The 14,406-nt window shown below is 60.1% G+C and carries 13 protein-coding genes; 9 read left to right on the forward strand and 4 right to left on the reverse strand.

Annotation, left to right across the window (positions count from 1 at the left end):
* Positions 1–29: 29 nt before the first annotated feature.
* The gene (locus HX812_RS23150; RefSeq protein WP_033897398.1) at positions 30–212 is read right to left on the reverse strand and encodes a hypothetical protein; all 183 of its coding nucleotides are present in this window, start codon (positions 210–212) and stop codon (positions 30–32) included.
* Between the two features lie 332 nt (positions 213–544).
* Between HX812_RS23150 and azu the strand changes: the two genes are divergently transcribed.
* A complete protein-coding gene (azu, locus tag HX812_RS23155; RefSeq protein ID WP_010213586.1) occupies positions 545–991 on the forward strand; it encodes an azurin in 447 nt (148 codons plus the stop codon).
* A gap of 137 nt (positions 992–1,128) precedes the next feature.
* Here the strand turns inward: azu and nadE are convergent, their stop codons facing one another.
* The 3 genes from nadE to HX812_RS23170 form a co-directional block, all read right to left on the reverse strand.
* Positions 1,129–1,956 (reverse strand): ammonia-dependent NAD(+) synthetase, encoded by an 828-nt coding sequence (gene nadE / locus HX812_RS23160; protein ID WP_038851234.1) that lies wholly within the window; start codon positions 1,954–1,956, stop codon positions 1,129–1,131.
* Positions 1,957–1,959: 3 nt separating this feature from the next.
* Positions 1,960–3,174, reverse strand: a complete 1,215-nt coding sequence (pncB, locus tag HX812_RS23165) for a nicotinate phosphoribosyltransferase (RefSeq protein ID WP_016976927.1) — start codon at positions 3,172–3,174, stop codon at positions 1,960–1,962.
* A 103-nt stretch (positions 3,175–3,277) separates the two neighbouring features.
* Positions 3,278–4,174 carry a LysR family transcriptional regulator gene (locus HX812_RS23170; RefSeq protein WP_038851232.1) on the reverse strand — a complete coding sequence of 299 codons (897 nt, stop codon included), beginning with the start codon at positions 4,172–4,174 and terminating at the stop codon, positions 3,278–3,280.
* Between the two features lie 154 nt (positions 4,175–4,328).
* Here HX812_RS23170 and HX812_RS23175 point away from each other — a divergent pair, with 154 nt between their 5' ends.
* The 8 genes from HX812_RS23175 to HX812_RS23210 all read left to right on the forward strand — a co-directional run bounded on the left by HX812_RS23175 (position 4,329) and on the right by HX812_RS23210 (position 14,330).
* Positions 4,329–5,819 (forward strand): aldehyde dehydrogenase family protein, encoded by a 1,491-nt coding sequence (locus HX812_RS23175; protein ID WP_038851231.1) that lies wholly within the window; start codon positions 4,329–4,331, stop codon positions 5,817–5,819.
* A 188-nt stretch (positions 5,820–6,007) separates the two neighbouring features.
* Complete coding sequence (locus HX812_RS23180) at positions 6,008–7,291, forward strand: FAD-binding oxidoreductase (protein WP_038851229.1); 1,284 nt, start codon at positions 6,008–6,010, stop codon at positions 7,289–7,291.
* Between the two features lie 374 nt (positions 7,292–7,665).
* Positions 7,666–8,802, forward strand: a complete 1,137-nt coding sequence (locus HX812_RS23185; protein WP_038851228.1) for a branched-chain amino acid ABC transporter substrate-binding protein — start codon at positions 7,666–7,668, stop codon at positions 8,800–8,802.
* A 259-nt stretch (positions 8,803–9,061) separates the two neighbouring features.
* Positions 9,062–9,976, forward strand: coding sequence for a branched-chain amino acid ABC transporter permease (locus tag HX812_RS23190; protein ID WP_003188099.1), 915 nt, complete (start codon positions 9,062–9,064; stop codon positions 9,974–9,976).
* 2 nt (positions 9,977–9,978) lie between these two features.
* The gene (gene livM, locus HX812_RS23195; RefSeq protein ID WP_016976932.1) at positions 9,979–11,256 is read left to right on the forward strand and encodes a high-affinity branched-chain amino acid ABC transporter permease LivM; all 1,278 of its coding nucleotides are present in this window, start codon (positions 9,979–9,981) and stop codon (positions 11,254–11,256) included.
* The gene (locus HX812_RS23200) at positions 11,253–12,128 is read left to right on the forward strand and encodes an ABC transporter ATP-binding protein (protein WP_028615532.1); all 876 of its coding nucleotides are present in this window, start codon (positions 11,253–11,255) and stop codon (positions 12,126–12,128) included. The genes livM and HX812_RS23200 overlap by 4 nt, the downstream gene beginning before the upstream one ends.
* Positions 12,125–12,841 carry an ABC transporter ATP-binding protein gene (locus HX812_RS23205; RefSeq protein ID WP_033897392.1) on the forward strand — a complete coding sequence of 239 codons (717 nt, stop codon included), beginning with the start codon at positions 12,125–12,127 and terminating at the stop codon, positions 12,839–12,841. Before HX812_RS23200 ends, HX812_RS23205 begins: the two co-directional genes overlap by 4 nt.
* Before the next feature lie 721 nt (positions 12,842–13,562).
* Positions 13,563–14,330 carry an SDR family oxidoreductase gene (locus tag HX812_RS23210; RefSeq protein WP_033897391.1) on the forward strand — a complete coding sequence of 256 codons (768 nt, stop codon included), beginning with the start codon at positions 13,563–13,565 and terminating at the stop codon, positions 14,328–14,330.
* The last annotated feature ends 76 nt before the right edge of the window (positions 14,331–14,406 follow it).

Consider the following 14,406-nt stretch of genomic DNA (forward strand, 5'->3'; position numbering starts at 1 on the left):
CCGGGCAGGCCGGCTCAGCACAAAGGAATTTATTCAGCCGGATCTTTTGGTGTTTCGGTCTCGTCGCTCGTTTCTTCACCATCAACATCGGCGTTCAGCCCATTGGCCTCTTCATCTGCAGCGGCTTTCTTGCGTTGCAGTTTTTCCTCTTTCTTCTGCTCCTTGGCCAAGTCTCTCTGACGTTTGGCGAAGGAGTAATTAGGTTTGGCCATGGGCGATCCTCTAGGGTCGAAGGTGAGGGTGGCGGCGCGCAGCTGCCTTGGGACGACATGGTAGCAGCTTCAGGGTGCGCTTGGCCTTCACTTACCGCAGGCGTAGGCGGCCAGCAGGCCGTTGAACAGTTGGTTGAGGTGCATGGCGCGGACTCCGATGGGTGATGAGCCGATCATAGCCAGGGGGTTGTACTTTGGCTGGTAGATTGTGTTGATAAGTCTGATAGCCTAAAGTTGTATACAATCTGTTGATTCAGATCATAAGAATTCCTGCCTGGTTCAGGCACCCTTGTCGCAATACGCGTTTTCTAAACCCTGCCTTGGAGATTCACATGTTTGCCAAACTCGTTGCTGTTTCCCTGCTGACTCTGGCGAGCGGCCAGTTGCTTGCTGCAGAGTGCAAGGTCACTGTCGACTCCACCGACCAAATGTCCTTCAACACCAAAGCCATTGAAATCGACAAAAGCTGCAAGACGTTCACCGTCGAGCTGACCCACTCCGGCAACCTGCCGAAAAACGTCATGGGTCACAACTGGGTGCTGACCAGCGCCGCCAACATGCAGCCGGTTGCTACCGACGGCATGGCCGCGGGCATCGACAAGGACTACCTGAAGCCGGGTGACGACCGCATCATCGCCCACACCAAGATCATCGGTGCCGGCGAGAAAGACTCGGTGACCTTCGACGTGTCGAAGCTGGCCGCCGGGACTGATTACGCATTCTTCTGCTCGTTCCCAGGCCACATCTCGATGATGAAAGGCACTGTGACTGTTAAGTAAGACCGCGTTATCGTTCTTCGCGAGCAAGCCCGCTCCCACATTCGACCGCGTTCCCATGTTGGAAAACGGTCAAGTGTGGGAGCGGGCTTGCTCGCGAAGGCGGTCTAAAAAATCAACACAAACCTACAGGGTTCACCTCACGGCGCAAACGGCATGACCCGCTTGTGCTCGGTTTTGCGATACGTGTCGCAAATGATCCTGAACGCTTCCTCACGCACCGGCTCGCCGTGCAGGAACGCATCGATCTCGGCATAGGTCACGCCATGTGACGCTTCGTCCGGCTTGCCCGGCGACAGGTCTTCCAGGTCCGCCGTAGGCACTTTTTCCACCAACGATTCCGGCGCCCCGAAGTGCCGCGCAATCGCACGTACCTGGTTTTTCACCAGCCCGCTCAACGGTGCCAGGTCGCACGCGCCGTCACCGAACTTGGTGAAAAAGCCCATCACCGCTTCCGCCGCATGGTCGGTGCCGATCACCAGGCCACCGGCTGCGCCCGCGATGGTGTACTGCGCCACCATGCGCATGCGCGCCTTGGTGTTGCCCAGCACGAAATCGCGAGACACCGCGGCCTTGCCTTCAAACGCCGCCACTTCATTGGCCAGGGCTTTGACGGCCGGGCCGATGTTCACGGTGTGGCGCTCGTCCGGCTCGATAAAGTCTACTGACGCAGTGGCATCGATTTCGTCGAACTGGGTTTCGTAAGGCAAGCGCACGGCGATAAAGCGGTAAGCGTCATCCCCGGTGCTGGCGCGTAGCTCCTGCATCGCGCGTTGGGCCAAGAGGCCTGCGGTCAGGGAGTCAACGCCACCGCTGATGCCCAGCACCAGCGTCTTGAGCCCGGAATTGCGCAGGCAGTCTTGGATAAAGGTCACGCGGCGGGCAACCTCGGCCTCAAGGGCGGCCTGGTCGTGGAACGGCGCTTGGACCTTGAGCTGTTCAGCAATCTCACGCTGTACGGCTTGCATGATTCACTCCTTGCTAGAGATGGCAGGTACTTTGAAAACATGACGCAAATAGGCGACGAAATTCGGATCGGTGCAGTGGGTCTTGCCCGCTTCATCGGAGATCTTCGCGACGGGCTGGCCATTGCAGGCGGTCATTTTAAGCACGATGCTCATCGGTTCCACACCTGGAATGTCGCAGGTCAGGTTGGTGCCGATACCGAAGCTCACATTAATGCGACCGCGCAGCGCACGGAAAATCTCCAGGGCCTTGGGCAGTGACAGGCTGTCGGAGAACACCAACGTCTTGCTCATCGGCTCGATGCCGAGTTTGTGGTAGTGGGCGATGGCTTTTTCTGCCCATTGCACGGGATCGCCGGAGTCATGGCGCAGGCCGTCGAACAGCTTGGCGAAATACAGGTCGAAGTCGCCCAGGAACGCGTCGGTGGTGATGCAATCGGTCAGGGCGATGCCCAGCAGGCCACGGTATTCGCGGACCCAGCAGTCGAGTGCTGCGATCTGGCTGTCGATCAGGCGCGGGCCCAATTGCTGGTGGGCCATGATCCATTCGTGGGCCATGGTGCCCAGCGGTTTCATGTCCAACTCGCGGGCCAGGTGCACGTTGCTGGTGCCGACAAAACGGCCGGGGAAGTCGTGCTTGAGCACGCTGACCACTTCTTCCTGCACCCGGTACGAGAAGCGCCGGCGCGTGCCGAAGTCGGCCACTTGCAGCTCCGACAGTTCATCGCTGCTGGCATTGGCGGTCAGCCAGTCGAACTTGCGGTACAGCTGCTCGCGGGCCTGTTCGAGGATCACGGTCTGGTAGCGGTAGCGGTTACGCACTTCGCTGACGATGGCCAGCATCGGCACTTCAAACAGGATCACATGCAGCCACGGCCCGCGCAGGCGGATGAACAGTTCGCCGTTCTCGATACCGGTCTGCACATAGCGCAGGTTGAAGCGGAACAGCCCGAGAAAGCGCAAAAAGTCCGGCTTCATGAAGCTGATGCGTTCCAGGAAACCCAACTGGTCGGGGCTCAGGCTCAGCTCGGCGAGGCGTTCGATCTGGTAGCGGATCTCCGCCAGGTACGGGCGCAGGTCTTCGCTGTTACGGCAACGGAACTCCCATTCAACTTCCACGTTGGGGTAGTTGTGCAGCACCGCCTGCATCATGGTCAGCTTGTAGAAGTCGGTGTCGAGCAAGTTCTGCACGATGCGATCGGCAAACACACTCTCGCTCATAACGGGAATCTCCAGACGGGTCGGCGATGGGCGCCGGCCTTTACGCACAATTAAGGAAGGGGGCTAGTGGCGCATAGACGTGGGTCGGTTTGCCAGTGTTTTTTCAGTCGGCATCCACCTGCTCCATCATCCACTTCACAAAATCGCGCACCTTGGGCACCTCCGCCGAATGCTCGGGGTAGGCCAGGTAATAGGCATCCTGGCTCGGCATTGCATGCTGCCAGGGGATCACCAGCTTGCCGTCGGCCAGTTCCTCTTCCACCAGGAATCGCGGTAGCAGCGCCACACCACAGCCGACTTGGGCTGCACGAATGCACATATAAAAGGTGTCGAAACGCGGCCCATGATAGCTGTGCTCGGTCTGGTAGCCCTGGCTGGCGAACCAGTCATGCCAGCCCTGGGGGCGTGAGGCGTTTTGCAGCAGCACCAGGTTGCTCAGTTGCGTGGGGTCGGTGAAGGGCTGCGCTGGCAAGCTCTCGGGTGCGCACACCGGTACAAGCTCTTCGCTGAACAGCTTCAGGCTCTCGGTGCCGGGGCGTGAACCCTGGCCGAAGTAGAACGCCATGTCGGCCTTGCCTTGCAGCAACTCATCCGGCTCTTGCTCGTTGCACAGGTCCAAGTGGATCTGCGGATGACGCAGCCGCCAGCCCTTGAGGCGCGGCACCAGCCAGCGCGCGCCGAAGGTGTAGGGCGTGGAGACGCGCAGCACTTCGGTTTCGCCGCCGTAGGAGCGCAGGTAGTGGGTGGACATCTCCACCTGCGTGAGGATCTTGCGTACTTCCACCAGGTACAAATCACCCGCCGGGGTCATCTGCAAGCGCCGGCGTACGCGGCGGAACAGCAAGTGCTGCAGCAACTCTTCCAACTGTGCCACCTGCTTGCTCACCGCGCTCTGCGTGAGGTTCAGTTCCTCGGCGGCGCGGGTGAAGCTCAGGTGGCGGGTGGCGGCTTCGAAGCACTGCAGGGCGGTGATCGAGGGCAAATGTCTTTTGTTCAGCACGGCGTGCCTCTTTTTATGCTTTGCATGAATAAACGGAATGATATCTCGCCTAATCGTCGTTTGTTGGCAAGTCTTGGGCCAGCTACAAATAAGGCCTGGATCGCCGTGTCGGTGGCGGCGCAATTTTTCTGTTTGTAGATTGAAGGAGTGACCCATGGTTGCCGCATTGCTTGATCGTCTCGGGGTAAACCCGGCGCTGTACCAGTCGGGCAAGCAGCCCGTGCATTCGCCGATCGATGGCAGCCGTATCGGCAGTGTGCACTGGGAAGGTGCCGCCGAGGTGGAGCAACAGGTCAGTCGCGCCGAGCATGCATTCGAAGCCTGGCGCAAAGTGCCGGCCCCGCGCCGTGGCGAACTGGTGCGCCAGTTCGGTGACGTGTTGCGCGAATACAAGGCCGACCTGGGCGAGCTGGTGTCTTGGGAAGCCGGCAAGATCACCCAGGAAGGCCTGGGCGAAGTGCAGGAAATGATCGACATCTGCGACTTCGCCGTTGGCCTGTCGCGCCAGTTGTACGGCTTGACCATCGCCTCCGAACGCCCAGGCCACCACATGCGTGAAACCTGGCATCCACTGGGCGTGGTCGGTGTGATCAGCGCGTTCAACTTCCCGGTCGCCGTGTGGGCGTGGAACACCACCCTGGCGCTGGTGTGCGGTAACGCCGTGATCTGGAAGCCCTCGGAAAAAACCCCACTCACCGCCCTGGCCTGCCAGGCATTGTTCGAGCGCGTGCTGAAAAAATTCGACGGCGCCCCGGAATACCTGAGCCAAGTGATCATCGGCGGCCGCGATGCCGGTGCTGCACTGGTGGACGACCCGCGTGTCGCCCTGATCAGTGCCACCGGCAGCACCCGCATGGGTCGTGAAGTGGCGCCGAAAGTCGCCGCGCGTTTTGCCCGCAGCATCCTGGAGCTGGGCGGCAACAACGCGATGATCCTCGGCCCAAGTGCCGACCTGGACATGGCCGTGCGCGCCATCCTGTTCAGCGCCGTCGGCACTGCCGGCCAACGGTGCACCACCCTGCGTCGGCTGATCGCCCATGAGTCGGTGAAAGAAGAAATCGTCACCCGCCTCAAGGCCGCCTATTCCAAAGTGCGCATCGGCCACCCGCTGGAAGGCAACCTGATCGGCCCGCTGATCGACAAGCACGGCTTCGACAACATGCAGGACGCCCTGGAGCAAGCCCTGAGCGAAGGCGGCAAGGTGTTCGGCGGCAAGCGCCAGCTGGAAGACACGTTTCCGAATGCCTACTACGTATCGCCAGCGATTGTGGAAATGCCCGAGCAAAGCGACGTGGTGTGCACCGAGACGTTCGCCCCGATCCTCTATGTGATCGGCTACAACGACTTCAACGAAGCCCTGCGCCTGAACAACGCCGTGCCTCAAGGCCTGTCGTCGTGCATCTTCACCACCGACGTGCGAGAAGCCGAGCAGTTCATGTCGGCGGTAGGCAGCGACTGCGGCATTGCCAACGTCAACATCGGCCCGAGCGGCGCGGAAATCGGCGGCGCGTTTGGCGGCGAGAAAGAGACCGGCGGCGGGCGTGAGTCGGGTTCAGATGCGTGGCGCGGGTACATGCGTCGCCAGACCAATACGGTGAACTACTCGCTGGAGTTGCCGCTGGCACAGGGCATTACCTTCGACTGATTCCTCAAGTCGAAGCGCGGTCAATGTGGGAGCTGGCTTGCCTGCGATAGCATCACCATGGGGTACCTGATACACCGAGGTGCCTGCATCGCAGGCAAGTCGAATCGTCGCACCGCAGCTCCCACATTTGATTGGGTTTGCAATTCAAAATAACAGTTGTTTGTTAGGTTTCATCCCGGAGTCTGGCAATGGCACTACGCGAAACATGTTTATGGGAGCACCTCACCCCTGGCCGGCCGGATCGTGCGGCGCTCAAGGGTGAGGTCAAGGTCGATGTGTGTGTGATCGGTGCCGGGATCACGGGCCTTTCGGCAGCCATTCATTTGCTGGAACAAGGCAAAAGCGTCGCCGTGCTGGAGGCCCATCGCACCGGTCATGGTGGTTCGGGGCGTAACGTGGGGCTGGTCAACGCCGGCATGTGGATCCCGCCGGACGAGATCGAAGCCGGTTTCGGCGAAGCGGTGGGCAGCCAGCTCAACCGCATGTTGGGTGCGGCGCCGTCCCTGGTGTTCAGCCTGATCGATAAATACACCATCGATTGCCAATTACGCCGTGAAGGCACCTTGCACATGGCGCACAACGCCCGTGGCGAGGCGGATTTGCGCAGTCGTGAAGCCCAATGGAAGCGCCGTGGCGCGCCAGTGGAGCTGCTCACCGGCCAGGCTTGCGAACAGGCCACGGGCACCAAAAAGATCGCCGCCGCCTTGCTGGATCGGCGTGCCGGCACCTTGAACCCGATGGCCTACACCAGCGGCTTGGCCAATGCGGCGGCGGGCCTTGGCGGGCAGTTGTTCGATCATTCGCCGGTCACTCAGCTTGAGCGCCAGGGTTCGCATTGGTCGGTGCAGACCGCCCAAGGCTCAGTGCAGGCTGCACAGGTGGTGATCGCCTCCAACGCCTACACCGAGGGCGAATGGACCGAGTTGCGGCGCAATTTCTTCCCCGGCTATTACTATCAGGTCGCGTCGGCCCCACTGACGGACGAGGCCGCCCAACAGATCCTGCCCGGTGGCCAGGGCTCATGGGATACGCGCCAGGTGCTGAGCAGCATCCGTCGCGACGCCGATGGCCGTTTGTTGCTCGGCAGCCTGGGCAACGGCAACCAGAAACCCGCGTGGTTCCTCAAGGCGTGGGCCGATCGGGTGCAGCAGCACTACTTCCCGTACCTCAAATCGGTGCAGTGGGAGTTCACCTGGACCGGCTGTATCGCCTTCACCCCCGACCACTTGATGCGCCTGTTCGAGCCTGCCCCCGGTCTCGTGGCAGTTACGGGATATAACGGCCGTGGCGTGACCACCGGCAGTGTGGTCGGCAAGGCATTTGCCGACTACTTGTGTCACCAGAATCCCCAGGCGCTGCCGATTCCCTTCGCGCCGATGCAGCCGTTGGCCGGGGTGGGCTTGCGCAGCTGCCTGTATGAAGCTGGATTCTCGCTGTATCACGCCGGCCAATGCCTGAGGATCGTGATCTGATCAGCGAAATACCGCTCAGAAGCCTGCATTTTCTTAGCAGGCTACTAATCTGTATTGGTGCAAGTCGTAGCAATCACGCACTGTAAATGTGCAGTTCCGTTACGCCGTTTGTTACAGCGCCAGGAACTGTCGTTTATAGGCGTGGTTGCAGGTGCGACCTGCCACGGTTGTACTTTTTGGATCCATTGGTTGCACCTCTGGACGCTAGAGGGTTGCACGTCCTGGCGAATGGAGCCGAAACACCTGAAATAACAATGACACCGTGTCTTTTTGAAGAATAAAAACGTAATGGCACGCGCCTTGCTCTGGGCTTTCAGTGAAAGGTTTGAATGCAAGTTGTCGTGCCAAAAATCAAAAATATCGGAGCACCACTCATGTCCCAGACGTTTTACAAGAAAGGTTTTCTGGCCCTCGCCGTTGCAGCGGCGCTGGGTGTTTCTACGTTTGTTCAAGCTGATGTGAAGATCGGCGTCGCGGGGCCCATGACGGGCGCCAACGCCGCTTTCGGTGAGCAGTACATGAAGGGTGCCCAGGCGGCAGCCGATGTGATCAACAAGGCCGGCGGCATCAACGGCGAGAAAATCGTGCTGGTACCCGGCGACGATGCGTGTGAACCCAAACAAGCCGTGGCCGTGGCCAACCGCCTGGCCGACCAGGACAAAGTGATCGGCGTGGTCGGGCACTTCTGCTCCTCCAACACCATCCCGGCCTCCGAGGTGTATGACGAAGCCGGCATCATCGCCATCACCCCAGGCTCCACCAACCCACAAGTGACCGAACGCGGCCTGGGCGCCATGTTCCGCATGTGCGGGCGTGACGACCAGCAAGGCATCGTTGCCGGCGACTACATCGTCGACGTGCTCAAGGGCAAGAAAGTCGCGGTCATCAACGACAAGGACACCTACGGCAAAGGCCTGGCCGACGCCACCGCTGCCCAGTTGACCAAGCGCGGCGTCAAGCCGGTGCTGGAAGAAGGCCTGACCCGTGGCGAGAAAGACTTCAGCGCCCTGGTCACCAAGATCCGCTCCACCGGTGCTGACGTCGTGTATTTCGGCGGCCTGCACCCGGAAGCCGGTCCACTGGTTCGCCAGATCCGTGAAGCTGGCTTGAAAGACGTCAAGTTCATGTCCGATGACGGCGTGGTCACCGACGAACTGGTTGCCACCGCAGGCGGCAAGCAATACGTCGACGGCGTGTACATGACCTTCGGCGCCGACCCGCGCCTGCTGCCAGACAGCAAGGCTGTGGTCGAAGAGTTCCGTAAAAACGGCACCGAGCCGGAAGGCTACACCCTGTATGCCTATGCGTCGGTCCAGGCCTTGGCCGCTGGCTTCAACGGCGCCAAGTCCAACAAAGGCGAAGACGCCGCCAAGTGGCTCAAGGCTCACCCGGTGAAAACCGTCATGGGCGAAAAAGCCTGGGATTCGAAGGGTGACCTGAAGATCTCTGACTACGTGGTTTACCAGTGGGACAAAGACGGCAAATACCACCAGCTGGACAAACAGAAGTAAGCACGACGCCTGATCTTCTGTAGGCGCGGGCTTGCTGTGGCGAGGGAGCTTGCTCCCGCTGGAGTGCGTAGCACTCCCAAACCGTTCACCGAGCTACATCTGATGTACCTCGATCACCCAGTTTGGGGCTGCTTCGCAGCCCAGCGGGAGCAAGCTCCCTCGCCACATTAGCGCGCTCCGACAGGAGTAAACCTCTGTTTTCCTCCAGAAGCGCCGCACACCCACCGGTGTGCAGGTGCTCACCGCGTGAGATTGCGTTATGGATGGTATTTTCCTGCAGCAACTGGTCAACGGCCTGACCCTCGGGTCGGTCTATGGCCTGATCGCCATCGGCTACACAATGGTCTATGGCATCATTGGCATGATCAACTTCGCCCACGGCGAGGTTTATATGATTTCCGCTTACCTCGCGGCGATCAGTCTGGCACTGCTGGCTTACTTCGGCATCGAATCCTTCCCGCTGCTCATTCTCGGCACCTTGATCTTCACCGTCGTCGTCACTGGCGTATATGGCTGGGTCATCGAGCGTGTCGCCTACAAACCACTGCGCAACTCCACCCGACTGGCACCGCTGATCAGCGCCATCGGTATCTCGCTGATCCTGCAGAACTACGCGCAGATCGCCCAGGGCGCCAAGCAACAAGGCATTCCCACCCTGCTGGCCGGGGCCTGGCGTGTCGATATCGGCACAGGCTTCGTTCAGTTGACGTACACCAAGGTGTTCATCCTCGTGGCGGCGTTTGCCGGCATGGCGTTGCTCACTTACATCATCAAGTACACCAAGCTCGGCCGCATGTGCCGCGCCACCCAGCAAGACCGCAAGATGGCGTCGATCCTCGGCATCAACACCGACCGGGTGATCTCCTATGTGTTCGTCATCGGCGCCGCCATGGCGGCATTGGCCGGCGTGTTGATCACCCTCAACTACGGCACCTTCGATTTCTATGCCGGCTTCATCATCGGCATCAAGGCGTTTACCGCAGCGGTACTCGGCGGCATCGGCTCCCTGCCTGGGGCGATGTTGGGCGGGATCATCCTCGGTATCTCCGAGTCGTTGTTCTCGGGGTTGATCAACTCTGACTACAAAGACGTGTTCAGTTTCTCCCTGCTGGTGGTGATTCTGATTTTCCGTCCCCAGGGCCTGCTTGGTCGCCCACTTGTGGCGAAGGTGTAAACATGTCTGCTGCCAAACCCATCGATATCAAGAAAAGTGTGGTCGATACAGTCCTCGCCGGGCTGATTTCACTGGTCGTGTTCGGTCCGATCGTCGGCGTGGTCCTCGACGGCTACAGCTTCAACCTGGAACCGGCCCGCGTGGCCCTGCTGGTGGCCATCGTGATGGTCGGCCGCTTTGCCATGAGCCTGTTCCTGCAAACCCCCAAGGGCCTGAAGATTTTGCAGGGCTTCGAGAGCACCGGCTCTGGCGTGCACGTGCTGGCGCCGGACTACAAGTCGCGGTTGCGCTGGATCATCCCGGCACTGATCGTGATCGCCATCGTGTTCCCGATCTTCGCCAACAAGTACCTGCTCACGGTGGTGATCCTCGGCCTGATCTATGTGTTGCTCGGCCTGGGCCTCAACATCGTGGTCGGCCTGGCGGGCCTGCTCGACCTGGGTTACGTAGCGTTCTACGCTATCGGCGCCTACGGCCTGGCATTGGGTTATCAATACCTCGGGCTGGGCTTCTGGACGGTGCTGCCGCTGGCGGCCATCGCCGCAGCGTTGGCGGGGTGCATACTCGGGTTCCCGGTGCTGCGAATGCACGGTGACTATTTGGCCATCGTGACCCTGGGCTTTGGTGAAATCATCCGTCTGGTGCTCAACAACTGGCTGTCGTTTACCGGTGGGCCCAACGGCATGCCGGTGCCATCGCCGACCTTCCTCGGCCTGGAGTTCGGCAAGCGCGCGAAGGATGGCGGGGTGCCCTTCCATGAGTTCTTCGGCATCGACTACAACCCCAACATCAAATTCCTGTTCATCTATATCGTGCTGTTCCTGGTGGTGCTGGCCGTGCTGTACATCAAGCATCGCCTGACCCGCATGCCGGTCGGCCGCGCCTGGGAGGCCTTGCGCGAAGATGAGATCGCCTGCCGTTCCATGGGGCTGAACCATGTGTTGGTCAAACTTTCGGCGTTCACCATCGGTGCATCGACAGCGGGTTTGGCCGGGGTGTTCTTTGCCAGCTACCAGGGCTTCGTCAACCCGTCATCGTTCACCTTCTTCGAGTCGGCGCTGATCCTGGCCATTGTGGTGTTGGGCGGCATGGGTTCGACGGTGGGCGTGGTGATTGCGGCATTTGTTCTGACCGTCGCGCCTGAGTTGCTGCGCAGCTTCTCCGAATACCGCGTACTGCTGTTTGGTGTGTTGATGGTGGTGATGATGATCTGGCGACCACGCGGGTTGATCCGCATCAGCCGTACCGGTGTGACACCACGTAAAGGAGTGGCGCCATGAGCAAGGAAGTCGTCCTCTCCGTGGAACATTTGATGATGCACTTCGGTGGCATCAAGGCCTTGAGCGATGTGAGCCTCAAGGTCGAACGCAACTCGATCTTCGCCCTGATCGGCCCCAACGGCGCCGGCAAGACCACGGTGTTCAACTGCCTCACCGGCTTCTACAAAGCCAGCGGCGGCAAGATCCAACTCAACCTTCGCGGCAAGCAGACCGACGTGATCCAGTTGCTCGGCGAGCGCTTCCAGCCCACCGACTTTGTGTCGCCCAAAAGCTTCCTCAGCCGGGTGTACTACAAGATGTTCGGCGGCACCCACCTGGTGAACCGCGCCGGCCTGGCGCGGACGTTCCAGAACATTCGCCTGTTCAAGGAAATGTCGGTGGTGGAAAACCTGCTGGTGGCCCAGCACATGTGGGTCAACCGCAACATGCTCGCGGGTATCCTCAATACCAAGGGCTACCGCAAGGCTGAAAGCGACGCCCTCGACCACGCTTTCTACTGGTTGGAAGTGGTGGACCTGGTCGACTGCGCCAACCGCCTGGCCGGCGAACTCTCCTACGGCCAGCAGCGCCGCCTGGAGATCGCCCGTGCCATGTGCACCCGGCCGCAGATCATCTGCCTGGATGAACCGGCTGCGGGCCTCAACCCCCAGGAAACCGAAGCCCTCAGCGCGATGATTCGCCTGCTGCGCGACGAACACGACCTGACGGTGGTGCTGATCGAACACGACATGGGCATGGTGATGAGTATTTCCGACCACATCGTGGTGCTGGACCACGGCAACGTGATCGCCGAGGGCGGGCCGGACGCGATCCGCAACGACCCGAAAGTGATTGCCGCCTACCTGGGCGCTGACGAAGAGGAGCTTGTATGAACGGGCCTATCCTCGAAATGAAGGACCTGGACGTGTATTACGGCCCGATCCAGGCCCTGAAAAAAGTCTCGCTGCACATCAACGAAGGCGAAACCGTCAGCCTGATCGGCTCCAACGGCGCGGGCAAATCCACGCTGCTGATGTCGATTTTCGGCCAGCCACGGGCCGAATCGGGGCAGATTCTCTATAACGGCGTCGACATCACCCATAAGTCGTCGCACTACATCGCGTCCAACGGTATTGCGCAGTCGCCGGAAGGGCGGCGGGTGTTCCCCGACATGACCGTCGAGGAAAACCTGCTGATGGGCACCATCCCCATTGGCGACAAGTTTGCTCAGGAAGACATGCAGCGCATGTTTGAGCTGTTCCCACGGCTCAAGGAGCGACGTACCCAGCGCGCCATGACCATGTCCGGCGGCGAGCAGCAAATGCTCGCCATCGCCCGCGCGCTGATGAGCCGGCCCAAGCTGTTGCTTCTGGATGAACCGAGCCTGGGCCTGGCGCCGATTGTGGTGAAGCAGATCTTCTCGACGTTGCGCGAGCTGGCCTCCACCGGGATGACCATCTTCCTGGTGGAACAGAACGCCAACCATGCGCTGCGCTTGTCGGACCGGGCGTATGTGATGGTCAACGGCGAGATTCGCCTGACCGGCACCGGCAAGGAATTGCTGGTGAATGAGGAAGTGCGCAACGCCTACCTCGGCGGTCATTAACGAATAGATATTCTTGGAATGACCTGTGGGAGCTTCGGCTCCCACATTCATGTTGAGACTGTCCACAGAGCCTTCTGGAAATTGTGGAAAACAAATCCAGCCCCCCTCCAAAGCGCGACATATAGCCGCCGCAAATCCCTGTTTTGTCACAGTTTTGACTTGTCCCCATCCGCTGTGGAACCGGCTGTGGGTAACGTGGGAGTAGCTGGCTGGAAGCCAATGAATCCGGGGCTTGCAGCGCGGTGGTTGTTTTTTGATCAGGCGCTTTTTGGTCGCCGGTCCAAGCCGTTGTCAACCTGTTTAAAGACACAGGTATATGACCGAAATATGTCCCGCCAGCCTGTGGATAAGTCTGTGACTAAACTCTGGAAAGACCGCCGCAGAGGCCGGAATGACTGGCCTGGAGCCATCGTTCTGATTTTGCGATCGGCGACAGGCCTACATACGCCCCGGCCAAGGTCAAGCAAAAAACTTTCTAAAACCGTCTGTAGCCCTTGTGTATAGCGGCCTGAAGCATTTTGTAGTTGCCCCCAAAGACTGTGGGCGCAGTTGTGGATAACCTGCGCGCACATAGCTGCAAGCCACGGTCTGTATGGGTTTTATAGAGTTGATTAAAAAGTGATCAGGCGTGTATCAAGTTGTGTGCTTAGCGGTTGCCGCCATCGCGGTGTACGGGCATTCTGCTGGCTGCTTTTTTCCCGATGCCCGCAAGGAGAACACCATGTCCGACACGTTGTTTATTACTGGCGCAACCTCAGGTTTCGGCGAAGCCTGCGCCCGTCGTTTTGCCGAAGCCGGCTGGAAACTGGTGCTCACCGGTCGTCGCGCCGACCGCCTGAATGCGCTGGTCGAAGAGCTTTCCAAGCAGACCGAAGTGCATGGCCTGGTCGTGGACGTGCGGGACCGCAAAGGCATGGAAGATGCCATCGCCAACCTGCCGCCGTCGTTCGCCAAGCTGCGCGGGCTGATCAACAACGCCGGCCTGGCCGTGGGCACCGACCCAGCGCCCAAGTGCAGTCTCGACGATTGGGAAACCATGGTCGACACCAACATCAAGGGCCTGCTGACCACCACTAATCTGCTGCTGCCACGCTTGATCGCTCACGGTCGCGGCGCGGGCATCATCAACCTGGGGTCCATCGCGGGTAATTACCCGTATCCGGGCAGCCACGTGTATGGCGGTTCCAAGGCGTTCGTTAAGCAGTTCTCGCTGAACCTGCGCTGCGACCTGCAAGGCACGGGCGTGCGCGTGACCAACATCGAGCCGGGCCTGTGTGAAAGCGAGTTCTCGCTGGTGCGCTTCGGCGGTGATCAGGCGCGGTATGACGCGACTTATGCGGGTGCCGAGCCGATCCAGCCGCAGGACATTGCCGACACGATCTTCTGGGTCATGAACACGCCGGCGCATGTGAATATCAACCGGTTGGAGCTGATGCCGGTAAGCCAGACGTGGGCTGGGTTTGCGATTGAGCGCGGGGCTAAAGCTTAAGACCGATCGCTGCTGTGGCGAGGGAGCTTGCTCCCGCTGGGGCGCGAAGCGGCCCTAAGATTTTGGGGCCGCTGCG

It is taken from the genome of Pseudomonas sp. IPO3749, from assembly GCF_013386605.1.
Classification (GTDB): Bacteria; Pseudomonadota; Gammaproteobacteria; order Pseudomonadales; family Pseudomonadaceae; genus Aquipseudomonas; species Aquipseudomonas azotoformans_A.